This window comes from Anatilimnocola floriformis, assembly GCF_024256385.1.
Classification (GTDB): Bacteria; Planctomycetota; Planctomycetia; order Pirellulales; family Pirellulaceae; genus Anatilimnocola; species Anatilimnocola floriformis.
In genome coordinates, this window is record NZ_JAMLFW010000001.1 from 234,388 (window position 1) to 258,857 (window position 24,470).

The 24,470-nt window shown below is 59.1% G+C and carries 19 protein-coding genes; 6 read left to right on the top strand and 13 right to left on the bottom strand.

Translation table 11 applies throughout. From position 1 onward, the window contains the following. Window positions 1-23: 23 nt before the first annotated feature. The 7 genes from M9Q49_RS00910 to M9Q49_RS00940 form a co-directional block, all read right to left on the bottom strand. Window positions 24-290 (bottom strand): hypothetical protein, encoded by a 267-nt coding sequence (locus tag M9Q49_RS00910; protein ID WP_254506691.1) that lies wholly within the window; start codon window positions 288-290, stop codon window positions 24-26. 300 nt (window positions 291-590) lie between these two features. After that, window positions 591-1,271, bottom strand: coding sequence for a ubiquitin-conjugating enzyme E2 (locus M9Q49_RS00915; protein WP_254506693.1), 681 nt, complete (start codon window positions 1,269-1,271; stop codon window positions 591-593). Between the two features lie 41 nt (window positions 1,272-1,312). Beyond that, window positions 1,313-2,875 carry a hypothetical protein gene (locus tag M9Q49_RS00920; protein WP_254506694.1) on the bottom strand — a complete coding sequence of 521 codons (1,563 nt, stop codon included), beginning with the start codon at window positions 2,873-2,875 and terminating at the stop codon, window positions 1,313-1,315. A gap of 18 nt (window positions 2,876-2,893) precedes the next feature. Then, window positions 2,894-4,069, bottom strand: coding sequence for a HesA/MoeB/ThiF family protein (locus M9Q49_RS00925; RefSeq protein ID WP_254506695.1), 1,176 nt, complete (start codon window positions 4,067-4,069; stop codon window positions 2,894-2,896). A 126-nt stretch (window positions 4,070-4,195) separates the two neighbouring features. Beyond that, window positions 4,196-4,729 carry a Mov34/MPN/PAD-1 family protein gene (locus tag M9Q49_RS00930; RefSeq protein WP_254506697.1) on the bottom strand — a complete coding sequence of 178 codons (534 nt, stop codon included), beginning with the start codon at window positions 4,727-4,729 and terminating at the stop codon, window positions 4,196-4,198. 17 nt (window positions 4,730-4,746) lie between these two features. Then, window positions 4,747-5,589, bottom strand: a complete 843-nt coding sequence (locus M9Q49_RS00935; protein ID WP_254506699.1) for a ubiquitin-conjugating enzyme E2 — start codon at window positions 5,587-5,589, stop codon at window positions 4,747-4,749. A gap of 120 nt (window positions 5,590-5,709) precedes the next feature. Continuing rightward, on the bottom strand, window positions 5,710-5,997 hold the full coding sequence (locus tag M9Q49_RS00940; protein WP_254506701.1) for an EsaB/YukD family protein: 288 nt from the start codon (window positions 5,995-5,997) through the stop codon (window positions 5,710-5,712). 285 nt (window positions 5,998-6,282) lie between these two features. Between M9Q49_RS00940 and M9Q49_RS00945 the strand changes: the two genes are divergently transcribed. Then, window positions 6,283-7,533, top strand: a complete 1,251-nt coding sequence (locus M9Q49_RS00945; protein ID WP_254506702.1) for a hypothetical protein — start codon at window positions 6,283-6,285, stop codon at window positions 7,531-7,533. A 99-nt stretch (window positions 7,534-7,632) separates the two neighbouring features. Then, on the top strand, window positions 7,633-8,451 hold the full coding sequence (locus tag M9Q49_RS00950) for a carbon-nitrogen hydrolase family protein (RefSeq protein WP_254506703.1): 819 nt from the start codon (window positions 7,633-7,635) through the stop codon (window positions 8,449-8,451). Between the two features lie 59 nt (window positions 8,452-8,510). Here M9Q49_RS00950 and M9Q49_RS00955 read toward each other — a convergent pair whose 3' ends face one another. The 4 genes from M9Q49_RS00955 to M9Q49_RS00970 all read right to left on the bottom strand — a co-directional run bounded on the left by M9Q49_RS00955 (window position 8,511) and on the right by M9Q49_RS00970 (window position 15,753). Beyond that, the gene (locus tag M9Q49_RS00955; RefSeq protein WP_254506704.1) at window positions 8,511-9,350 is read right to left on the bottom strand and encodes a DUF4238 domain-containing protein; all 840 of its coding nucleotides are present in this window, start codon (window positions 9,348-9,350) and stop codon (window positions 8,511-8,513) included. Window positions 9,351-9,421: 71 nt separating this feature from the next. Further along, window positions 9,422-10,960, bottom strand: a complete 1,539-nt coding sequence (locus tag M9Q49_RS00960; protein WP_254506706.1) for a YifB family Mg chelatase-like AAA ATPase — start codon at window positions 10,958-10,960, stop codon at window positions 9,422-9,424. Between the two features lie 130 nt (window positions 10,961-11,090). Beyond that, window positions 11,091-11,570: a hypothetical protein gene (locus M9Q49_RS00965; protein WP_254506707.1), complete on the bottom strand. Its 480-nt coding sequence runs from the start codon at window positions 11,568-11,570 to the stop codon at window positions 11,091-11,093. 253 nt (window positions 11,571-11,823) lie between these two features. After that, complete coding sequence (locus M9Q49_RS00970; RefSeq protein ID WP_254506709.1) at window positions 11,824-15,753, bottom strand: general secretion pathway protein GspD; 3,930 nt, start codon at window positions 15,751-15,753, stop codon at window positions 11,824-11,826. Between the two features lie 571 nt (window positions 15,754-16,324). Here M9Q49_RS00970 and M9Q49_RS00975 point away from each other — a divergent pair. Further along, a complete protein-coding gene (locus tag M9Q49_RS00975; RefSeq protein WP_254506710.1) occupies window positions 16,325-18,157 on the top strand; it encodes a chloride channel protein in 1,833 nt (610 codons plus the stop codon). A gap of 4 nt (window positions 18,158-18,161) precedes the next feature. Here the strand turns inward: M9Q49_RS00975 and M9Q49_RS00980 are convergent, their stop codons facing one another. Next, the gene (locus M9Q49_RS00980) at window positions 18,162-20,387 is read right to left on the bottom strand and encodes a hypothetical protein (RefSeq protein WP_254506712.1); all 2,226 of its coding nucleotides are present in this window, start codon (window positions 20,385-20,387) and stop codon (window positions 18,162-18,164) included. Between the two features lie 171 nt (window positions 20,388-20,558). Between M9Q49_RS00980 and polX the strand changes: the two genes are divergently transcribed. The 3 genes from polX to M9Q49_RS00995 all read left to right on the top strand — a co-directional run bounded on the left by polX (window position 20,559) and on the right by M9Q49_RS00995 (window position 23,767). Continuing rightward, entirely contained in the window at window positions 20,559-22,295 is a 1,737-nt protein-coding gene (polX, locus tag M9Q49_RS00985) for a DNA polymerase/3'-5' exonuclease PolX (RefSeq protein ID WP_254506714.1), read from the top strand. A 117-nt stretch (window positions 22,296-22,412) separates the two neighbouring features. Further along, the gene (locus tag M9Q49_RS00990; protein ID WP_254506715.1) at window positions 22,413-23,345 is read left to right on the top strand and encodes a DUF1559 domain-containing protein; all 933 of its coding nucleotides are present in this window, start codon (window positions 22,413-22,415) and stop codon (window positions 23,343-23,345) included. After that, complete coding sequence (locus M9Q49_RS00995; RefSeq protein WP_254506716.1) at window positions 23,345-23,767, top strand: Ig-like domain-containing protein; 423 nt, start codon at window positions 23,345-23,347, stop codon at window positions 23,765-23,767. Before M9Q49_RS00990 ends, M9Q49_RS00995 begins: the two co-directional genes overlap by 1 nt. A 60-nt stretch (window positions 23,768-23,827) precedes the next feature. Here M9Q49_RS00995 and M9Q49_RS01000 read toward each other — a convergent pair whose 3' ends face one another. After that, window positions 23,828-24,373: a hypothetical protein gene (locus M9Q49_RS01000; RefSeq protein ID WP_254506717.1), complete on the bottom strand. Its 546-nt coding sequence runs from the start codon at window positions 24,371-24,373 to the stop codon at window positions 23,828-23,830. Window positions 24,374-24,470 lie beyond the last annotated feature (97 nt).

Here is a 24,470-nt window from a genome sequence, read left to right on the forward strand (position 1 = left end):
CCGCCTCGTCTTGCGAATCGAAATCACTTCCACCGCGCCGCCACGGCGACGAGGATGCTCACGGCCACCATCAGCAGCATCGGTCCCGCGAGCAGAAACAGCAGCGCAATCAACTTGAAACTAGGATCGTTCCCATCTGCCCGCACCAGGTAATACGCCCCCGCCGACGCCATGCTGCAGATCAGCATCACGACGAACATGCCCAGAATGGTGAACTGCGGCTTGGGCTTTGGCGGCTCGGGAGCTCGCTTCGGCAGCGACGGTTTCGGTTTGACGGGTCGTGGCGGCATGCTGCTACTTTAGCGGAACTACTTGCACTGTAGCACTGGCCGTCACCCGACGTCGCTTCGCTGGCGGCGCACTGTCAGCCGATTGTTGCGACGTCTCGTCTTGCCAAAAGTCGCGTGGTCACCGTCGATAATGCCCCGTCTTCTGCGCGCCGATCAACACTGGCTCTGGCCAGTGGCACACGTCGCAAGGCGAGGAGTCATCGGTATTGCCGGTTCCATCGCTGCATCATTCTGAACGTGAAATAACGATTGCTTCTCGTTGCTTGAAGACCTTTGCCTAACTGCCTGGAAGGCCCGCATTTACTCCGGACCGATATAAAACACATCATCACCACCCGGCGGTCGGCGTCGCGGCGGCACATGTTGCAAGGCAGCCGAGGTGGGCATCGTGTTTTCATCGATGAACAGCACTTCGCCCGTGGCCGCGGGGCTCGACCAGCGCACCCCTTCGCCAGCGCGATGCGAGTAGCGGACGATGTTCGACGGGCTGATGTTGCCGGCGCCGCGGAGTGGCCGGGCGTCGACCGGCAATTGAAACTTGCACTCGTCTTCGTACCAATTCTTGGCCGAGTAGTTGGTCGCGCGCTCGAGATTCACAAACGCGCTGCGGGCAATGTCCCACAGACGCTCGACGATCACATCGAGCCCGATATCGGGGGTCCACGGCAGACCCATTTCGGTCAGATTCACAAAGCCGCTGAACGAAACGTTGGGATGCAGAATGGGCGTCATCCAACGAATATCGGGCGGACTCGCGGGATAAGCGTAGGGCAACCTCAGTTCGACCTGATGCAATTCCACAATCGAGACTTCGCCCGGCTGCGTCACGTCACGGGCCAGGCCTTTGCCGCGAAAGGTGAGCACATAGCGATCGGCAGGATCGTTTTGCGACTCGATGCGCAGAATGGCATTGTTCGCGGCCAGGTTTTGCAGCAGCGCTTGATCGGCTTGCAGGCGGGTGGTCCGTTGATTGGGATCCATGAGTTACTACTTGCAGAGAAACAGAGCGGAAGGTTTCAACATCAAGGCGCCGTTTTTTCGGGTTCACTCTTCGGGGCAGGAATTTCATTGGCCGGCGCTGCTTCGCGGACAACTGGCTCGCGTGGCAGCGGATCGCGCGGTGCAGGTTCGCGGGGCGGATCGACCAGGGGCGAACGGCCGTACGGTGGCTCCGAAAGTGATTCGTTCGGTCCATCCTTTCCTTGACCCGCGTTATCTTGAAAGCGCAGCCAAAGCCCGACACCGCCGATGATGCCGGCAATCACGACACCACCGAACACCAGGTAGGTTTGCCGAGTCGGTGGCCAGGCAAAAATGCCGCGGTCGCTGGCCGTTGTCTTCTCTTCGGGCTCGAGTTTTGCTTTCAGCTCTTTGATCGTGGTGTCGCGGGCCAGCAGGTCGTCTTTCAGTTTCGACTTCTGCTCGCCCAGGTTCTTCAGCGCCAGCTCGACTTTTTCGATCTGCACGCTGCGCAGCGCGAGTTCAGCTTTCATTTCCGCGAGCGAGTTCGCCGTTTCTTCCTGCAATTTGTGCTGCACAAATTCGCTGTTGGAAAGCGCGAGCGCGAGCCGTTCGTTCTCTTTTTGCTGGAGATCGTAGGCTTCGACCAGGCCTTTCGGCGTGCGTTGCACTTCGTGCAGCACGCGATCCACGGTCTGCAGATCGCGTTTGTGCAGTTCGATCAGGCGCGCGGTCTCGTCGCGGGTTTCGATCAACTTTTCGAGCTTCGTGAGCGCGTCGCTATTCGCCGGCGGCTCGGCAGGACTCATCATCTTCACCGCGATGAGCGCCAGCAAGCAGAACTGCAGCGCGAGCATGCCGAACATGCCGGCCGTTTCCCACGCGGGCTTCGGTGGCGGAGGCGGAGACTGCACATTGATGATCGGCGAACCGTTGCCGCCGCCGCTGGAGTAGGTCGGCATGGGAGTTTTTCCTTCGAGTGCTGCCACCGCCGTCACGAGTTCCTGTTCGCGGAACCGTGACGCCATGACATAAAAGCCGCCCGTCCGTTGCGTGCGGGCTGGATCACCGCGACGAGGTTCACGCTTCATGCGCTCGTCACTGGCATGTTCCGTCCATTGAAAAAAAGCCCGGTCGAGTCGGCACGGATCGATCACGTAAGCGACGTCGAGCTTCTTGTTGAAAAAATTGTCGCAGATGAACATATCCATCCCGGACAGGAACACGCCCCAATCGGGATGCGTGTGATACCAGCCGGCCATCTGCAGTTCGGGTGGAAACTCCTCGCGCTGTCGCGAGATCTTCTCCCACGTCTCGTGCGTGAACTTGAAACTTCCCTTGGTGCTCTCGTAATGCTCGGCCCGCAGCGAGTCAGTCACCACGACGAACGGCTTGCCGTCGCTATCGTGATAATGCCCGCCGAGCATCACTCCGCCGAGCTCGACCGTTTTGTCCGACGCCGCGTGCTGTTCCATATCGAGCAGCACATCGAGATCGACAAAGATCGGCAGTTCCCGCTCGTTCGGATTGCCGTATGAGACGACGGCAAAATGGCGATTGCGGTCCGGCCGGAGATTTTTCTCCGGCTGAACTTCTTCGACGTCGCCAAATTGGATGTCGTCCATGGGGGAAGAGGGAAGAGGTTAGAGGTTAGAGGTCAGGGGAAAGGCGGTGGATTGATCAGTAGCGAGCAAGAACACTTTTTGTTCGCCGCCGCTGGTGATTCGCACGATATCGTAAGCGGGAATGCCCAGCGCTGCGAGTTTTTGCTCGGCGTGGGGGCTGGTTTGTTCGATGCTGTGGATCATCTCGGGCTGTGCCGTTTCGCCGCACTTCGGGCAAAGGGCTTCGTTGGCCGAGACAAGTTGCTGCGGCTGCATGACGGAGCGAGTGTTACCGCAATTGCAGTGCAGTGCGAGGACCAGGTCGCGATCGAGTTCGAGCGTCAGCGGTTGATCGCCGGTGAAATGCGACTTTGCCGCGGCGAAGAGTTCCTTCGCAGTGTTCTTCTCGGCGGAGAATGGCAGTACGACGGCCTCGGGATAAGTCTCATGGCTGAGGCAGTCCTCGCGGCGCTGATAATGCGTCGTGTAAAAGTTGTTTGCCACGCCGTTGAAGACCAGCGCTGCGCCAGCTTGCACGGGCAAACCGTGCAGCAGTTTCAACGCTTCCTGCGTTTGTAAACCGGCGATCATCGAAGCGATCGTCGGTGCCGTCGGCACTTTGCCAGCGAGCAGGTCTTCGCGTTTCAGCAACGGACAGCTGTACCGCAGGCTGATCAGCCGATAGTCGTTTTCGGTCATCGCGCATTCATAGCAAGCGCTGCCGGGTGGCACAAAGACTTTCGCCACGCCGCTGATTTCTTGAATGCCGCCGTCGACCCACGGCGTGCCGACCTTCCAGCAACAGCGATTCACCCACAGGCGGGCTTCGCGATTGTCGAGGCAGCCGATGACCACATCCACATCGCGAAAAACACCCAGGCCGATGTCGGTCATCACATTGCCGTGAATCGGCACGACCTGCGTGTCGGAATTGATCTCGCGCAGCATCTTCGCCGCAGCCACGGCTTTGCTTTTGCCGCGATCACTAGTACGAAACAGCACCGAGCGCGTCAGGTTCGAATCTTCAATCTCATCGAGATCGATCACCAGCACCTGGCCGATGCCCAGCAGCGCCAGATTCTTCAGCACTTCGTTGCCAAGCGCGCCAGCGCCGACGACCAGCACCTTCGCCGCGCGCAGTTTGTCCTGATTCCACCAGCTAATAAGCCGGAGTCGGGAGTAGCGGTCGGAGTCGTCGAGGTAGAGTTCGGACATTGGGGAAGAGATGAAGAGATGAAGAGGTTAGAGAGTAGGGATAGTGGTTGTGTTGTTGGTTTACATATGAGGTAGTTTTTGTATTTGCATTTCCCTAATCTCTAATCCCTTCCTCTCTTCACCTCTTCACTGCCCCAAACACACAAACCCGCAATCCAGCACCTCTTCATTCCGCCAGTGGAAGAAGCCGAGCTCTTGTCGTCGCGGGTCGACGACCATGGCGATTTGCCAGGGGGCCGAGAAAAAGTTGCGCTGGATGAACATGTCGTAGGCCGATAGGAAAATGCCGAAGCCGGGGTGCGTGTGTTGCCAGCCGATGACGGCAGCGCCGGGGAACCGCGACTCGGCCTGGCGATGGAGGTCGGACCAGGTTTCGTGCGTGAACGTCAGCGACGCCGCCCGCGAAGTGGCTTGCACGGCTGGATGAAAGTGGCGAATGATGACGCAATTGGGCTCTTGTTGATGTACTTCGCCGAGCAGGAACCCGCCGACTTCGCGGACTAGGTCCTTGTTCGAGTATTCGAGGATTTCTTCCAGCACCGGCTCTTCGATCACGACCACAGCACCGCTGCGATACAGCGTGCCGAGCTGCCGTGCGTCGCGCAGGCGGTCGAGATCAAAGGGTTCTTTGGCGCCGGTTGCAGTCTTCAGCGTGGACATATGGATTCAAACAACGGTTATTGAATGAACATGATGTCGGAGTCGCTCGCAGTGCGGGTCGGCGCCGGTGCGGCTTCGGAATCGAGAAAGATCACGCCGCCATCGTCAGCAGCAGCCGCTGGTGCAGGCCGAGCGGTTCGCAGCGGCGTGCGCACCACTGGCGGAACGGCGGGACGAACCGCCGCGGGCTGTTGCGGATACAACGGCTGCACGCGCGAGCCAGTCTGCGGCGAATAATGCCAACGACCATTCGGGGCCTGCGTCACTTCCGGCAGTGGCGGCGGCGGCGGAGCAGCCGGGCGGGTTTCTCCGGCGCGCGAGTCAGCAAAAGTGGCTTCCACCAATTCCGAACGCTCTTCAGGTTCATAACCGGCCAGGCGATCGCGCAGCGGCCGTTCGTCGAGCGGCAAACGAAATTCCGACTGCGTCTTGGCCCACAAGGCGGCTTCGCGGTTATAAGGGCTCGTCTCGTCGTAATTCTCATAACGAATCATGTCCCACAACATGTGACACAATTCGTCGAGCGTAAGACTCGGCACCCAATAGGTACCATAACCACCGAGGCAGACGCTGCCGTTGCCCGAAATATTCGGATGAAAGATCGGCGACTTCCAGCGGATCTCGGGCATCATGCGCGGATAACCAGCGCCGAGGCGGATGTGCACCTCGTGCCGCTCCTGCATTTCGATGGGCCCATTATTTTCCTGGCGCATCATGCCGCGGCCGAGGAAATAAATGGTATAGGCCTCAGGCAATTCACCATGCGCGGTGAAGTGGAGGATCGAGCTTTCGCTGCGCAACTGCTGCATGGCTTTGAGGTCGCTTTGCAGACGGCGCAGGCGGGGGGATGAGGCTGTCATAGTGCCTTAGACGAACAAACTGAAGAGTTGTGTAGGGTGGGTCGAACGTACTCGTGAGGCCCACCAGGATTCGCGTCGTTTCGGTGGGCCTCGCGGAGGACCGCTCGACCCACCCTACAATTAACCAGCCACAATCTCGGGATACACAATTAAGTGGTGACCATCCGCCACGCTGGCGTCGATCAACGTTTGTTCTTCGCGCAGCCGTTTGCCACCCTCTTTGTGATCGAGGCTGTAGCTCATCGGCTGGCCGTCGGGCCCCATCACCGGCAGGTTCATCTTGGTGATGATGTTGGGGAGAATCCGTTTCACGGTCACGGTGTCGGCGATCACAGCTTCGACGCTCTTGGCGCCAGTTTGATCGAGGAACGTCACGCGCGTCCCTTTGCGTTCATCATTCGAAGACATGGACATTACTCTCCTTGCTGACAAAAACGTCGGCTTTGCAAGGTATTCGTTGCATCGCCCCTGATCTTACGGCATGCCGTAACGAATTCCTATGAGCAACCTGAAAGGAGGACGGCACGAAAAGGAGTTTGGTTCGCGCAAAGTGAATCAGCCGCGACACTTATTGCAAAATTTCGCCTGCTGGCGGGAATAAGCCGGCTAGTCGACTGCGAAATGCTATTCAGCCGCTCGCTCCCGCGGTTTTTGGCGCAGGAAACTCCCGCACGCACGCCCGAGGCTCCGCCGATGTCACCTGCTCTTCGCATCGATCGACTCCTACCGCCGTGGTTGCTGGCGCTCGCGGTTTGCCTGGCAACGCTCGTGGCGATCACGGTGCTGCAGCAACAACAACAGCCCGCTGTCGAGACGCCGAGAAAAATCCGTCAGCAACAGCAACCATTGCGAACTGCTCCGCAGGAGAGCATTCCAAATTTGGAATCGTTTGTGGTGGCCGATCCTGGCGCGGCGACGACAACTTACCAAGTGATGCTGCAACAGGCCGATGAAGAGCCGCCGATGCCACTCGAGCGCGCACGTCAGGAACAAAATTCAGCAGCCGTCGCCTTGAGTTGGCTCGCAAGACATCAACAGGCCGATGGCAGTTGGAGCTTTGCCCATCGTGGCGAAAAGTGCGACGCGGGTTGCTCTCACGAAGGAAAAAACGCCGAGCAACGCAACGAACCGACGGCGCTAGTATTGTTGAACTTTTTGGGTGCGGGACAGTCCGACGTTACCCGTGGGCCCTATCAAGCAAATTGCAAAACCGGCTGGGCCTATTTGTTGGCACAGAAAAAGGAATCCAAGCAAGGCGACATCTCGTTTGCCGACTTTTCGCAAGGCAACACTCGGACACAATCGCTGTGTACCCTCCTGCTCTGTGAAGCCTCTCAACGATCTGGCGATGAATCGACCAAGCAACTAGCTCAGGCCGCCCTGAATCAACTGCTACGCGAACCGCTCGAACTGGATGACGGCTGGCGGTGGTTGGCTTTGCACAGCGCGCGGTTAAACGGCTTGAAAACGAATGAATCTTTGACGATCTCGGCGAATCAATTCCTGGCGGGCTCGCTGCAACTTCGCCCGAGTGGTGAGTCCGCCGTGCAGCGGCAGCGAAAGCTGGTTTCCACCGGTTTGCTGGCACAGATGACTGCAGGCTGGCGCGAAAAAGATATCTTCGTCGAGCGTGCCACGAAATCGATCATTGACGACGGCGTGGTTGGCAACGATGTCGACCAACTATTTTTCAGCACGCTGGCCCTTCGCAGCCAACCGACCGCGTGGGAAGACTGGAGCCGCCAACGGCGCAAGCATCTCGTGGCATCGCAATCGCGCGAAGGACATTCGGCCGGCAGTTGGTATTTCGCAGATGACTCCTCGGCGAAGTCCGGCGGCCGGTTGTACTGCACCGCGATGGTGCTCGCGTCGCAGGAAATTTATTACCGATATCTCACGGTTTATAAGCCGATTCCGGCTCTCGATGCCCAGCAGGAGTTCTGACCGTACTGTTGGCTTTCAAGTAGCCGAATTCGCCAGAATTCAGACTTGGCACAAAGGCTCCGCGATCTGAATTCTGGCGAATTCAGCTACACTTAGGAGATGCCAAAATTTCAACTTGCTCTCATTCAATTGCGCGTCGATGGCGGCGAGAAGGCTGCTAATCTGCAGCGCGCAGAAGAACGCATTGCCGAAGCTGCGCAGCACGGCGCTCAAGTGGTGCTGCTCCCGGAAGCACTCACGGCCGGTTGGACCTGGCCTGGTTCAGCCGAACTCGCTGATGCGATTCCTGGCGGCCAATCGTGCGAGCAGTTAGCGGCCTGCGCGCGGAAGCATGGCGTGTATGTTTGCGCGGGACTTGTCGAGTGCGCCGGCGATCGGGTTTACAACGCTGCCGTGCTGATTGACCCCGCCGGCCAGATCATTCTGCATCATCGCAAGATCAACGAGCTCGAGATCGGCCATCCTTACTACGCGCTGGGCGATCGCTTGCAGGTCGCTCGCACGCCGCTCGGGACGTTCGGCCTGATGATCTGCGCTGACGGTTTTGCGCAGGGACAGGTTATCGGGCGTTCGCTGGCCTACATGGGCGCCGATGTCATTCTCTCGCCCTGCGCCTGGGCCGTGCCTGCCGATTACGATCCTGTCGCCAAACCGTACGGCCAACTGTGGCGAGATAACTACGGCCCGGTTTGTCGCGATTTCAAAATCTGGATCGCCGGCTGCAGCAACGTCGGCCCGCTCATGGCAGGCCCTTGGGCAGGACGCAAATGCATCGGCAGTTCGCTGGTGGTTGGTCCGAACGGCGAGCAAGTGCTGCAAGGACCGTTTGGTGAAACGGCGGAAGAGATTCTCTATGTTGATGTCACGCCGGTCCCTAGACCGGCGCAGGGAGATGGCTGGAGTGGGCACGTGCCGTAGCACGAAGGCCCGCGACCGAATCAAGCTCTTCCAGCAGGAACACACGCCACGACAAACGATTATTTCCAGCGAATCAGACTTTCGTGATGAAATCGCTTTTGAACAACAGTGTCAATCCAAGGCTCTTCGATTTCAGAGAACGCGAATCGCTCTACCTGACTCAGAATGCGGCGGTTCACTTCTTTCACATCTCTTTGATTTACATCGCGGTAAATTACTTTGTTGATACCAAGATGCTGGCCGATTAGTGCGTGGGAGGTGGAAAGGGGAAACGTAAATTCTGAATTCGGCCGCCCCACTCCAAGACTCGGAAAAAAGTGCGCTGGTGTATCGCCGGTGACGAATCTGGCGTTCGATGCCTTGCAAATATTCCAGGTCATTTGAAACACCGCACCCACAGTTGATGGGCTTGTGAATGGTGTGCGGATGATTCCATCTTGCAGTTCTTGCGGAAGTGCCGCGTTGAATTGGGCCTCAACTTGATCCAGTTCCTTCAAACGCTTCGCCACCTTTTCCGGGTCACTACCCTGAGTGATCACTTCTCGAACTTCGGTGATCGTACTTGCAAGAACATCTGATGACATGGCCTGTACTTGCCGCCGGCGTCGCGGCCCGCGAGTTGCCATCGTGAACATGTAGAACGAGAACTGAAACCGCTCTTCCGTCGTCAGTGACTCATTCCTGATCAGTTTGCGAACGCATTCCGCTCCTGGGGCCTCGACTTTGATCGCTAGTTCTCTCTCGACCTCATCCGGATAGTAGTCGACTTCATTGGCGACTGCAGATATTCCTGCTCTGACAGACCGGCGTGATTGCTTGTCGTACATCCAGACGAACTTGCACTCAGCATTCTCAGAAAATCGTTTCAGGTGCTCACGGGGAACGTAGTGATCGCCCATATCTCCCCTTTCAGGATGAGGTTGCGTTGCACTTTTTCGCATCATCGAAGATTGGCACGGTCAAGGTGCGACTACGTCCACATCTGCCGATCGAGCATTCGATAATTAATCGCTTCGCTCAAATGCGCTTCATCGATCTCCGCGCTTCCTTCCAGATCGGCGATGGTGCGGGCGACGCGGAGGACCTTGTCGTGGGCGCGGGCCGATAAGCCCAGGTCGTTGACGCTGGCTTTGATGAGTTCCTGGGACGGCGGCGTTAGTTTGCAGAACTGCCGGACGAGGCGGCTGCTCATGTGGGCGTTGTAGCGGGTGTGAATGCCTTTGAAACGTTCGGCTTGAATCGCGCGGGCGGCGATCACTTGCTCGCGCATCTGTGCACTGCTCGTGCCAGCCCGCTCGGCGGAGAGTTCCTTGTAGGGGACGGCGGGAACTTCCATGTGCAGATCGATACGGTCGATGAGCGGGCCGGAAATCTTCGCCATGTAGCGTTCGATTTGGGGGACGGTGCAACTGCAGTCGCGACGAGGATCCGTCTTGTATCCGCACGGACACGGATTGAGCGCGGCGACGAGCATGAACTCGGCGGGGAAGGTCGTGCTGTTCAGCGCGCGGCTGATCGTCACCACGCCGTCCTCGAGTGGTTGCCGCATCACTTCGAGCGTGCGGCGGTTGAACTCGGGTAGCTCATCGAGAAAGAGGACGCCGTTGTGCGCTTGCGAGATTTCGCCCGGCGCGGGCGGATTCCCACCGCCGACGAGGCCGGCTTCGGAAATCGTATGGTGCGGCGAACGAAAGGGCCGGCGCGCGAGGAGCGGCTGACCAGGCGTGAGTTTGCCGAGGGAACTGTAGATGCGCGTCGTCTCGATCGATTCACTCGCAGTCAGAGACGGCAGAATCGTCGGCACGCGCTTGGCGAGCATCGTTTTGCCGGAACCGGGCGGCCCGAGCATCAATAAATTGTGCGAACCTGCCGCAGCGACCACGACCGCACGCTTGGCCATCTCTTGGCCGCGGACGTCGGCGAAATCATCGTCGTACTTGCCGAGCGTATCGAACAGTTCGCCCATTCGCGACGGCGTCGGCTGAATGTCGATCACGCCGCTGAGAAAACCGACGGCTTGCGTCAAGCTGCTAACCGGAATGACTTCGATCTGCTCGACCACGGCAGCTTCGGCGGCATTTTCGGCGGGCAGGATCAAACCGCGCAAGCCTTTTTGCTTCGCCGTGGCCATCGCCATCGAGAGCGCGCCTTTGACGGGCCGCGTGGCTCCTTCGAGCGACAATTCGCCAACGACTGCGTATTGCTCGAGCAGTTCCGATTGCAATTGTCCGCTGCCGACGAGCATGCCGAGCGAAATCGGCAGATCGAACGACGCCGCCGACTTCTGCAACTCGGCGGGGGCTAGGTTGATCACCACGCGATCGTTCAGCCGCAGGAAACCACTGTTGGCGAGGGCTCGCTCGATGCGATGCTGACTTTCTTTGACGGCGGCTTCGCCCAGGCCGACGAGAATGGTTTTCGGCATCGCGCCGGGCGAGACATCGACCTCGACTTCAACAGGAACGGCATCGATTCCCAACAGCGAGTACGTTTGCAACTTCGCGAGCATGAATCGTCAATCGATCAGCAGGTGTAGCCACGGCCAACAGACCGTGGGCGATCGACGCTGGCCAACCCCACACTCTGGTGAGCGCGGCTACAAGAATGGCGGATGATCGCTCTGAAGAATGTACACTCGCTCAGGCCCGCGCCGCAAACTGTTCGACATATTCCAGCACCCAGGCATCGATCAGCTGGCGGAATTTCTCGATGTCGACTTCTTCGAGCTTTTCGAAATAGTTGCGATTGAAAATCTCGCGATTGCGAATGGTTCCCTTCGCGGCCAGGTCGAGCACGTGGGCGCTCGTGTACGGCCGCACCGTCACTTCCAGCCGGCTGTAAGTGCTCGAACGGCTGCTGTGGGCTTGAAAATCGTCGCGAAAGCATGCGCCGCCCCAGCCGCGGTCGCCAAACATCGTTTCGTATTGAAAGCCGGGAAAAAAGCCCGGCAGCCGGCGAACGCAATCCTCGATGTAATCGGAGAGGGCCAGGCGATGCTGGGAATGGAGGCGGCGGAACTCCTCCTCGGTGAGCTGTTTTGCCCGGGCTTCGCGCGCAGAATCTGCGCCGCGCCGCTGGCCACGTTCAATCGCCTGTCGCAATCGGTCGTCGAAACTCATGTTGATATTGTTGCTGGCCGTGCTGCGGCGGGGAAGTGCTGCGTGGAAAATAGTAGGGCATGAGCAGTCAAGAAACGAAGAGACCGCCGCAGGTCCAGGGGGGAGTGACTTGCGGCGGTCTCAAACGAGAGAGCTCTCGTGGATCGATTAGATTGGGCGGGACAGAGGAGTGCTCCATCCCAGGTTTTCGTCGGGAGCGGGCCGGTGGTGCCCAGCTCCCTGACAGACCATTGGTCCGTCGTGCTTCAGGAAATTACTTACCTGGATCTTCGAAGTCGATACCAAGTTTCTCTTCTTCTTCTTCCTGAATGATGATGCGAGGAGTCACCATCATCATCAAGCTCTGAGCATCGCGGCCGATACCCACGTTGGTGAAGAGGCGGCTGACGTACGGGATCTTGCTCACCAGCGGCAGACCACGTTCGGTGCGGCCTTCGCGGAGACGCTTGATACCGCCCAGCAGCACCGTACCGCCGTCCGGCACGCTCACCGTGGTGGTCACCGTCGTAGTAGCCAAGGTCGGCAGCTGCACCGTGGTGCCGCTAACCGTCCGAGTGGCGCCACTCACGGCGTTCTGATCAGGATTCGAAGGATCTTGAATAACCGTACCGCTGTTGGTGGTCACGCTACCGGTGAAGGTGAACGTTTCCACGTCGCCGATCTGGCTGAAGAACGGCACCAGCGTGAGCCGAACGAATCGGCGATCGGCTGACACAACCGCTTGCACGCTCATCATCGTGCCTTCGCTGAGCACGACGATCACCGGCTGATGGGCCGCGGCGAAGTCGCCGACGACGGGAATCACGCTGGTAACGAACGGGCGGAACGAGCTGTCGATGATGGTCGCTTGCTGACCGTTGAACAGCGTGACCTTCGGGGCTTGGAGCACGTTCGTGCGGTCATCACCCTGAGCGGCTTGCAGCAGGAAGAAGACTTCGATGTCGCTGAGAATCGCAAAGCCGAAGTTGGCCGCGGAACCAGCATCGAAACCACCGAACTGAGGCACCGCCGTGACGAAACCACCCTGACTAAACCGATAGTCGAGATCCGCCGTCGGACCAGTCGGGGTGAGACCCACCGCGAAGCTCTTGAAATCGTCGTCGAACGGGCTCAGCGGCTGAGACTGCGTCGGCGTCGGAATCTGATCGGCAAAGCGGTTGAGGTGCGTGTTGTCGTCGATGTTGAAGTCGAAGTCGATACCGATCCGCTCGAAGAAGCGGTCGCTGACGGTGATGAACCGGACTTCGATCGTCACCTGCAAGTCTTGCAGACGACGGAGCTGTTCGAGCAGATCCGCGATCCGTTCGTGGATGTCCTGCCGTTGGCTGACGACGAGGCTCAGGTTGGTATCGAAGCCCGAGACCGAACCCGGACCGCCGACGTCTTGCCACGAATCGGGCTCGATCGTCGAAGTGATCAGGTCGATCAGCGGATCGAAGTCGGCTTGCACACCACCACCCATGCCGCCCGGTCCGCCAGGCGTGGCCGGATTGCGCGAGGTAGCCGTCGGGAACAAACCATTCCCTTCGCTCATGCCTTGCTGAGCCAGGTAGTGCTGGTGACCAGCCTGAGTCGGGTTGATCGAGTTGTTCTGCATCGGATCGTTCTTAGCGACCGTCAGCGGAGCCCGTCCGAGCGGCGAACCGTTGCCACCGTAACCGAGCGTCGAGAGGCTTTCTTTCAAAGCACCCGCGATACCCATGTTGTAGGTCGGCGTGAAGTTCGGAATCGGAATGACCAGGTCGGCCACGTAATACACCTTGGCATAGACATTCGAATCACGCATGTGCTGGCTGGTAACCCGCAGCACTTCGTTCTGAATGACATACGACATACCCAGCGGTTCGAGCAGCAGGTTGAGTGCGCTCTTCAGCGAGATCGGCTGGCTCAGGTCGAGCGTCACCGGGGTATCGACCGTCACCCCTTCGGCATGCAAGCCTTGCGGATCGAGGTAGATGTTCACACCGGTCATCTGGCTGAGAACGTTCACCACTTCATTGAGCGGCCGGTTGACGAATTTGACTTCGACCGGTTTGCCCAGCGACTTTTGAATCTCTTGCTCGGCAGGCGACATACGATTGCGCGATTCGAGCAGACCACGACGGCGGCGAGTCAGTTCGCCCCAACGACGAGCGTTGAAGACGATCGGATCGGCATCGTTGACATTGGCATAACCAGCGTCATCCACATCTTGCAGCTGCTGGCGGAAGGCTTCTTCCTTGTTGCGACGAGTCGATTCGCTTTGAGCGATGCCGACAGCGAGCGCACCCTTTTCGATCAGCGAAACCGTAACCGGATCGTTCGGAGCGAGCTCCTTCGCCTGTTTGGCGATCACGAGGGCTTCGGCGTAACGGCGATCGTCCATCAGCTTGTTGAACTGCTCGACCAGGCTGGCCAGCTTGTCCTGCATTTCGTAGGTCAGCTCTTGTTCGCGAGCGCGACCAGCGAGCACGGCCCGATTCTTCTCGGCGTTCTCGATGCTCGACTTGTTGTTGTCGATGTACGTTTGCAATTCCGAGGCCCGGCGATCGACCAGGGTCAACAGATTCTTGCGAGCGTTGGTATCGATTTCAGCACTGACCACGCGTTCGCGGAAAGCCTTGATCTTGGCGAGCGCGGCCTTCGGATCTTTTTGCGCGATCTGTTCGGCAGCCTTCGTTTCGTTCGAGAATTCCCGTTGCAACCGCTGACGAGCCACTTCCTGTTGCGAACCAGCCGCTTCTAGCGAGGGCGAGGTCTGCTGCGGTTGAATCGGCGAGGCCGGACCATCGGGCCGCGGCAACGGCTGAGCCGGAGCATTGGCAGCCCGGAGGAAAGTCAGCTTGTCCTTGAGCGCGGCTCGCAACTCCGGATCGAGTTGATCGGCCGACTTCCAGGCTTCAGTGAATTTCCGCATGGCGGTGTCGCGATCTTGAGCTTCGAGGGCTTTCACACCTTCGTCGTACAGCCGCATCGGATGCGAGCCGCCGATCGCTTCGGGGTTCTGACGCATCAGGTTGGCCGAGACGGCCGCAGCTGGCTGAATCCGCGAGGGCTCCGCATTGCCTTGGTTGAAAACGCCAGGCTGCACGGGGAACTTCGGATCACCGGGGCCTTGAATGCCGCCGGCAGCTTGCACACCTTGATTGCGATAGATGGCCTTGTCGACTTCGAGCATGACTTGCCACGGACGAGTTTCGTTCTGAGCAAACATGCTGTCTGGCACTCGCAAGCCATCGGCTTGCTTGGCCAGTTGCGAAGCCTTGTTCAAATCACCCTTGTCGAGGGCCATGCGAGCTTCGGCGACCAGTCGCAGAGCTTCGGCCTTCTTCTCAGGAGTATTGGTCGGAGCCGGCGTGAACGGCGGCGTCGGCAAGCGCTGTGGCGCTTCGTCCGGACGACCCGCTTCGCGAGCGGCAGGCATATTCATGCCAGCGAATTGGTCGGCCGTGCCGGGCATGCCAGGCTGAGGACCAGCCGGAGCACTCGGGGCCGGGCCAAAGCTCGGTGGGTTGAAAGCCACCGGCGGCGCGTTCGACATTTCGGGGTTACGGGCCAGCGGATTGGCTTCCTGCGGCAACGCATACGGATTAGGAGCGCCAGTCGCTTGCCCATTGGCAAAGCCCGGTGGGCCCGCACCGTTCGGCAACAGCGGCACACCTTGCTGATCCTTAGCCGCCATCTCGGTGGGGCTCATCACAAAGGGGGCCGTTGGATTGTTTTGCGGCATCGAGCCGTTGGTGATCTTATCGACCGTGTTCTCGCGAGCATTGCGAGCGGCGAAAGGATCAGCTGGTGGCTGCGACGGCGGAGCCGGCTGCTTGTCGCCAGGCTGCATGAACGCCGGGAAGAGCGAGCTTGGCTTGGCGATGCCGCCCTTGCCCTTGGCTCGTTCTTCGGCGGCCAGCTTCTTGAGCACGGCCGGCGTATCGGCAAACTTGTCCCACACCGGGTCGTATTTCACGCCCAGCTTTTCGGCTTCCACGATCAAGCCATCGGCCCGATCGAATTGGCCATCTTTAAGGGCCTTCCGCGCCTGCCGCAGCAGGTCATCGGATTGGCGACGGGGATCAGCTGCTGGCGCTTGGCCAACAGCATCCGCCGCAATGATCCAAGCCACTGCCGTGGGCGTGGCCGCCTGACTCGACGCAACGAGCAAGGTCGACAATACGACGATGCTCGGCAACACGACGCTCGCTTTCAAAGCGCTTCTCCTAAAACGAGAACAACCGCACGCGCCAAGCTGCGACCACAGTGAACACTGCAGTCGCGGTGACCTGTCCGCTGGAGTTCGGCGCCGAGGCTCGCAAGTTTGCGAACCATAGCGGCCGGACTCGAACGGACGTTGTCTGCTGGCATCCAGGGAAATTCCTGGCCGTCCAACTCGACGATCCCACTCGACGAGAACCAACCTGGGTAGACGAGAGGCGGGTAATTACTGGTAATCGCCCCCGACCGTCAAGAGCGAAAAGGCGAACAATTTTCGCCCCGCACCAGAAGATTTCCGCCGCCGACCGAGACAGTTCGTCGCGGCGGGGAGTAATTAGCGGAGGAGAAGCTTTTGCGACAGATGAATTGCTCTCACTGTTGTCAAATGGCGAGGTTGCGCTCGCAGCCGCACGGCTCATGGCACTGCGTGTGGTGGGGCTAACGACAAGTGACAATCTGTCGCAGCACTTCTAACCAATTTGTAAACCGTTCCAAAGCTCTCGCCGCCCGCTATTGCATTAGAAAGGAAGGAGGTGGTTTAAGTCTCAGGCAGGCGGAGTGCGGTGATGGCCAACAAGGCGAAACAGGCGAAGAAGACGAATCAGCACCAATCAAATAACGGCGAGGCCGCTCAAGAACCGCCGGTGCGGCTCGTCGTCGATGCCCGACTGATGCAACTTTGCTGCTGGGCCGTGGGCCTGGGAATCACTGCGGCCATCGCTGCGCAAATCCTGTTGCTGTTGATTGCCTTCTTCACCAACCTCGCCTTCTTCCAGCGATTCTCGTTCATCACCGTGTCGCCCGCAGACAATCAGATGGGTTGGTGGGTGCTCGTGCCACCAATCATCGGCGCGTTCATCATCGGCTTGATGGCGCGATATGGCTCGTCAGCGATTCGCGGCCACGGCATTCCGGAAGCCATGGAACAAGTGCTCACGAACGAAAGTCGCATTCCCGCCCGCATGACCTGGCTCAAGCCATTGTCGGCGGCGATCTCGATCGGAACCGGTGGCCCGTTTGGATCCGAAGGGCCGATCATCGCAACCGGCAGCGCGCTCGGTTCGTTGCTGGGCCAATTGATTCGCACGACGGCCGGCGAACGCAAAACGTTGCTCGCCGCAGGAGCCGCGGCGGGCATGGCAGCGACCTTTGGCGCTCCAGTTTCTGCAGTTCTTTTAGCGATTGAATTACTGCTGTTCGAATTCCGGCCGCGCTCACTCATTCCTGTGGCGCTTGCCAGTGTAACAGCGGCTGCCGTGCGCATCGGTATCGAAGGGGCCGACCCGGTCTTTCCAATGCCCGACTTGGCCACACCGACTGCTGTTGCGATTCTCGTCTACGTGGCGATCGGCGCACTGATGGGTGTGATGGCTGCGGCGATCACGAAGATTACCTACGCCATCGAGGATGCTTTCGAACATTTGCCGATCCATTGGATGTGGTGGCCCATGATCGGCGCGCTGGCGATTGGCGGCGTTGGTTACTTCGCGCCGCGCACGCTCGGCGTGGGTTATGCGAATATCAGCGACGCGCTCAATGGTAACTTCGCCATGCAAGCCGCGATCTTTCTGGTCGGCATGAAATTCATCAGTTGGTCGGTCTCACTCGGCAGCGGCACTTCGGGCGGAACACTCGCGCCGCTCTTCACCGTCGGAGCGGGACTCGGTCTTGTCATCGGCCAGTTCCTCAACTCAATCTTTCCCGCCGCGGGCATCGACCCGCGCGTGGCAGCGCTCGTCGGCATGGCGGCGCTCTTTGCGGGGGCTTCGCGAGCCTTGCTCGCTTCCGCGGTCTTTGCTTTCGAGACCACACTGCAGCCGCTCGGTTTGCTGCCGCTGCTCGGCGGTTGCGGCATGTCGTATTTGCTTGCGTCACTCCTCTGCCGCAATTCGCTCCTCACCGAAAAGATCGCCCGTCGCGGCGTGCATGCTCCGGTCGAATACCTGACTGACCATCTCGACCAGGTCGCAGTCGGCTCGATCGCCAGCAAGCAAGTGGTGACGTTGCGCGCTCAACAAACACTGGCCGAAGTGCGGAAGTGGCTCGATAGCGATCCCGAACACAGCCAGCATCAGGGATATCCCGTTGTCGACGAGCGTATGCGACTCATCGGCGTCCTCACGCGCCGCAATTTGCTCGCTGCGACCGAAGCCGCCGATACTCCGCTGCGAAACCTCGTGACTCGTTTTCCGATTTACGTCTACGACACGTCCACAGCACGCGATGCCGCCGATCACATGGTTCGCCACGACGTCGGCCGCTTGCCGGTCGTCAGCCGCGCGAATCCCAAACTGCTCGTGGGCATCGTCACTCGCAGCGATATTCTCTCGGTTTACGAACGCCGCCTGCGCGAAACCGAATCGATCCATCCGCGCGAACATTGGCAACGCTCGGCGTGAGCTTTTACTCTCTTGCGTTTTTCAGCTGCTCAAGGATCCAGGCCGCTGGCGATGTAGAGCCGACGGCCTGCTCGCCAACGAGCCGGTTCCAAGCGTCGACGGTTTCGGTCAAGCGAACCGTTCGGGGCTGCACGAAGTCACCTTCGTAACGTCGCGGCAACGGCACGGCATCGTGCGGCAACAGCACGAGTTGGTGATCGAGCGCCGAGCCCAACGACTCGAGGCCGCCGCGCACGAACACAGGCAGCTTGGGATTTTGCCCGGCGACCAAAAACGCCACACGCTGCGGCAGTGGATCGGCGCCGGCTGGCAACTGGCCATCGTCATCGCGCGGCACGTGAAACTTGGCTTCCGTCGCATTCGGCGGAACGAGGCTGTCGCTCCACAAAACGAATTTGGAATCTCGATTGCTGCTGCGTAGCCAGTCGTACACTGAGCACGCATCCATGGCTTGCAGATGAGCCAGTTCCAGGCCATGCATCGCGAGCGTCGAGCTGCGTCCGGTGTTACTGCTTCGCCGGCCGATATCGCTACCGCTGCCGGTCAGGCCGGAACTATATAAATCGGGCAGCGCCACACTCACGCCTGCCTGGAGCAGCTCACCGATCATCGCAGCTCGCTGACGGACGAACGATTGCTTACTCGCGCGTGTGAGGACGATAACAAACGGCCGTTGCTTAGTAACGACGTTTGGCTCGAGCAGCAAAATCGGAATCAGTTGAGTTTCACTCCCGAGCAGCAACGTATGCGCGGTCGCGGCAGCAACTCTTGTTGTCTCGCTCTGCCAGCTTTTTTCCAAAGCGGCTCCTTCGATCAATTCGTCATTGAAATTCTTCGCGGCAACTTTCTCCCACTGCGTTTGCACTGGCGTGTGCAAAGCGACCGGCGTTAGCTTGTTCTTCATTTCGTCGGTCCAGCAGCGCAGTTCGCTCGCGTCTCGTCGTTCGGATTTTTCTTCACCGCCGGGCAACTGAATATCGAACCACTTCGCCAGCGCGACATGGATTTGCTGGCGATGTGTTTTGCCGATGTGCGTGCAATGGCTGCCCGGAGGATCTTTCGACGTGAGCGTGCCATGGCCATGCGCGAAGGAGAGATGCGCGGGCTGGTCGTACCAGGAGTAGATCTTTTCGAACCGCTGCCAGACGGGATCGTGCTCGCGGTCCCACGAAAACTCATGGCCATAAATGAGTCGCCGCGGCGCGATGCTGCCGACGATGACCCACGGCAGAAAGCCGTCGCGATAGGAGCACGCGAGATTGCGAGTCGATTCCCAACCGCCGCTGCCGCCGTAGTCGAAGTTGACTCCTTCGGGCAACGGAAATTTCGTTTCGGGCTGCGGCCCGCCGAAATTGAACGGCGCGGCGCAGGTAATCCGTTCATCGAGCGCAGCCGCCACCCCGCACGGATCACCGCCGCCGGCGACAGCGCCGAGGAGGATGATCTTTTCCTTGTCGATTCCTTTTAACTCATGCAGCAAGCTCACGCCGCTCATCAGATCGAGGGCCAGGCAACCCATCAGGCTTTCGCCGATGAGGTTGAGTTGCTGATTGACGTCGTAACGGAAGTAATAGTCCTGCCGACTGACTTGAAACGGCTTGTCGTAATCGTCCTTCGACTTGAACGGATGCTGCCGCCGCTCGCCATGGCCCAAGTGATCAGGCACGAGCACATAGCAACCCGCGCGGGCCCACAGCGTGCCCATGTCCTGCAGTTCGCCGTTCTCCTTCGGCGTGTGATGAGCATGGCTGATGATGATGCCCGGCATTTTTTCGCGAGGCGGATCCGGCATGTACAAATTGGCCGAGATCCACAAGCCATACGAGCTGCGGTAGAGCAATTTATCGATGCGATAGCCGTCGCCTGGAATCGTGCCGCTGAGTTCAACATTGCCGATGACCTGCGGCGGTTTCCAGTCGTCTTTGCGGAACGACAGGCCCAGCGACTCGCGCAGGAGTTTCAATTTGGTGTTGCGAAATGCTTCCCATTCCTCGCGCGTCTTGATCTTTTCCCACGCCGCCGTGCTCTTTGCGTTCCCCTCGTCACGCCGGCGTTTTAAATCGTTGGGGACGTAGTCGCGAAGCTTTTGTTTGAGCTCGGGCGGGATTTCGGCAGGAGAGAAATTTGAAAGAGCATCGGTGAGGGATTTTGGAGAAGCTTCGTCGGCGCGCAGTGTGCTGACTGTGGCAAGGATCGTCGCAATGACACAGAGGCGGATGCAGATGATCATCGAATCCTCGGTTGGGATATCTGTTGGCAGGAGTTGCCCGCGGGGTCGCCCCCTCACCCCAGCCCTCTCCCCGGAGTACCGGGGCGAGGGAGCAAATCACTATAGTAGAGGTCAGCTGCGACCTGCCAACCAATTCTCATTCACGCCATTCCCAAACGATTTGTCATTCCGATGACCAATGCCCAGATTGCTGATGCGTTCGACATGATTGCCGATCTGCTTGAGTTTCAAGCCGCGAATCCGTTTCGGGTGCGGGCGTATCGGAATAGTGCGCGGACGATTCGCGATTACTCCGAGCCGTTGTCGTCGGTTGTCGCGACGGACAAGAGCAAGCTGACCGAGATTGATGGCATTGGGGACGATCTGGCGCTGAAGATTGTCACGCTGGTGGAGACGGGCGATGTGCCGATGCTCGCCGAGTTGCGCGAGCAAGTGCCGCAAAGCGTGCTCGCCCTGTTGCGGATTCCGGGCGTCGGGCCGAAGAAAGCCGCGGCGCTGCACAAGCAACTCGGCATCGCCACGCTCGATCAACTGCGGGCCGCCTGCGAAGAGCACAAGGTGCGCGATTTGAAGGGCTTTGGCGATAAGACCGAGCAGCTGATTCTCGCCGGCATCACCCTGCCTGCGACGGCGAGCCTGCGGATGTTGTGGGCCGAAGCCGACGCGCTCGCGCAGTCGCTGCGCGAGCATTTTCAAAATTGCCCCGGCGTGCAGCAGTTCGAATTCGGCGGCAGTTATCGCCGCGGCAAAGAGACGGTCGGCGATCTCGATATTTTGATTGTCGCCGCCAGTCCCGATGAGGCGATGAATCGTCTGGCGTCATTCGAACAGACCAAAGACGTCATCGCCCGCGGCGACACGAAGATGAGCATTCGGACGCACGCGGGTTTTCAAGTCGATTTGCGGGTCGTTCCCGAAGAATCGTTCGGCGCCGCGCTGCAGTACTTCACCGGCAGCAAGGAGCACAATGTGATCGTCCGCGGCCGTGCAAAGGCCAAGGGTTTGAAGATCAATGAGTGGGGCGTGTTCAAAATCGACGGCGAAAAGGAAACGTACGTCGCCGGCAAAACCGAAGCCGATGTGTACGCGACGCTTGGCTTGCCTGATTTTCCGCCCGAATTGCGCGAAGCCCGCAAGGAATTTGAATGGGCTGAAAATGATTCACTGCCGGAGCTGATCACCGTCGACGATATCCGCGGCGATCTGCACATGCATACGCACGCGACTGACGGCAGTGCTTCGATCGAAGAGATGGCCGCGGCTGCGCGGGCGCGGGGTTTGTCTTATATCGTGATCACCGACCACTCGCAGCGGGTCTCGATGGCGAATGGGTTGACACCGGAACGGGCCCTCGCGCAGTGGAAAGAAATCGACCGCATCAACAAAGATCAGCCGACCGGCTTTCGGATTCTAAAGGGGATCGAATGCGATATTCTGGAAAAAGGTGGGATGGATCTGCCCGATGACGTGCTTGCCGAAGCCGATTGGGTGATCGCCAGCATTCACTACGGCCAGAAGCAACCGCGCGAGCAAATCACCGATCGCATGCTGGGCGCGATCGCGAATCCGCACGTCAGCCAGATCGCGCACCCAACGGGCCGCTTGCTGAATCGTCGCGATGCCTATGAGATCGATCTCGATGCGGTCTTCGCCGCCGCCAAGCAACACGGCAAACTCCTCGAGCTCAATGCCAACCCGATGCGTCTCGATCTCAGCGATGCGAATCTCATCAAAGCAAAGCAGCTGGGCATTCCGATTGTCATCAACACCGATGCCCACAGCCCTGAAGGCTTCAACGTGCTTCGTTTCGGCATTCTGCAAGCCCGCCGCGCGGGGCTGACAAAGGCTGATGTGGGGAATACGAAGACGTGGTTGCAGTTGAAGAAGTTGGTGGGGAAGAAGGCTTAGGTAGTTTTCAGCCCCGATCTGCGATTTGTAACCGAAATCCGCTTTCCGCCCGGCAACCGGGTGTGTTATCCTCCCCTCATCTGCTCCCTCCCACCTCTCGCCAGATCGAGGTCGTTCATGCCCAGGCGTGCAACCGGTTTCACTCTCGTGGAACTGCTCGTGGTGATCGCGATTATCGGAGTGCTGGTTGCGCTCTTGCTCCCTGCTGTGCAGTCGGCCCGCGAAGCCGCTCGGCGGTCGTCGTGTCAGAACAATCTGCGGCAGATCGCGCTCGCGGTGCATAACTATGAAAGCACGCTGAAATGTCTGCCGCCGGGCAGCACTGGCGGTTGGACTGGCTCGCAAATGGCTGCGGGCTGGTGCGATCCTTCCATTGGCTGTGGAACACCTTGGGGGCACTTCGGCTGGTCGGCAGTTATTTTGCCGTACATGGAAAATCAGCCGTTGTACGAAGCGATCAACTTCAACGTGCCGGCCTTCACGACCTTCGCTCGCAACAACGGCACGACGTACACCAACCAAGGAAACGTGGCTAATAAGCTGGCGCACACCAGCATGCCGAAGACGTTCGTGTGCCCGAGTGCATTCCGCGTAAAACCGGTGAATGAGTTCAAGGACTACGGCATGAATAGCGGTACAGGCGCGTGCTGTCCTGAACGCACGCAGGCGAACATGGATGGCATCGGCTTTTTGAACAGCAACCTCCGCCTGGCCGAAGTGAAAGATGGCACGAGCAACACCTTTCTCTTCATCGAATTTGCCCACTTCGGCAATCACAGTTGGACGAACTACAAGGAAGGGACGAACCAGTTCTTTTGGATCGACCACACCTCGCAAGGCTATGTGAACTCGAACGAACAGGACGGCACGCCGACGCCGCCGAATAGCACGTTCTATAACCATCGCGGCTCGCACAGCGCTCATCCCGAGTTAGTGCAAGCAGCGATGGTCGATGGCCGCGTGGTGGTCGTGACCGATCACGTCGATTTTCAGATCTATCGCTCGACGTTCACCCGCGACGGCGAAGAACCCCGAGGCGGCAACTTCTAATGCGTTTTCAGCTCCTCATGTTGCTGTTAGCCGTAACCTGCATTGGTTGCGGTCGGTCCGACGTCGTGCCGGTGAGCGGCACGGTGGTGCGCGGCGGTCAGCCGGTGCCGAATGTTGTGGTCTGGTTCACCCCCGCCGAGGGGCGACCCAGTTGGGCGCTGACCGATAGCAACGGCCATTTCGAGCTGGAATACAACCGCGAGCACAAAGGCGCCAAAGTCGGCAAGCACGTGGTGACGGTCAAATACGACGCCAGGCCCGCCGATCCAGTCGAGGAGCAACTCATTCTGACGGGTAAAAAGGCGAGGCCGGTGCGGCCGCCAGGGATGGACGAAATCCTGGCCAAGTACGGCCCTGGCGTGTCGCAACTGCAGATCGACGTATCACGCGCGGTAAAAGATCTCGAAGTGAAAGTTGACTGAGCGATTGCAGATTGAGCAACAACTCAATCTGCAATCTTCGATCTGCCATCTGCAATCAATTTACTTCTTGCGGACCAGCTTCATCGTGCCGCACATTTCCTTGGCCGGCGCGCCGTCTTCCCAGCCGTTCCCTTCGATTTCGATGTGATCGGCATCGACGATCTTCAGCTTCGCGCCGTGCATGTGCTTGTCTTTCTTCACGTCGAGATTGCCGCCGCCGGCAAAGTCGAAGTTGATCTGGTCAGCCGGCGACTTGGGATCGGCTTTCATGCGAGGCTGATTGCCGATCACGCAGTAGTGCGTCATCACCAGATCGTTGCCGTCGACGGTGTAGACCGAGAGCATTTCCATCGGCTCGCCCGGAAAGATCGTTTCCTGCAGCGCACTGCCGCCGGCGGTGACCTTCATGACCGAGACCACCTTATCGGTCGGCTTGCCGTCTTTGTCGGCTTCGACCCAGGTGCCGACCAGCTTCTTCAGCTTTTCGAACTGCGCGTTCGAGGTCGTAGCCGCGGCGTGCTTGTGCCCCTCATGCTTGTCCTCGGCCCGCACCGAAACCGCGACCGCCGCGGCCAGCAAACCACCCACCAAAATTTGACGCAACATGTTGCCCACTCCTGCTTATCGAAAAATGAAAGAACTCTTCCCCCACCTACCAGTCGAACGACGGCAAGGTGGATCGACAAGATGGCCGAAGAATTTT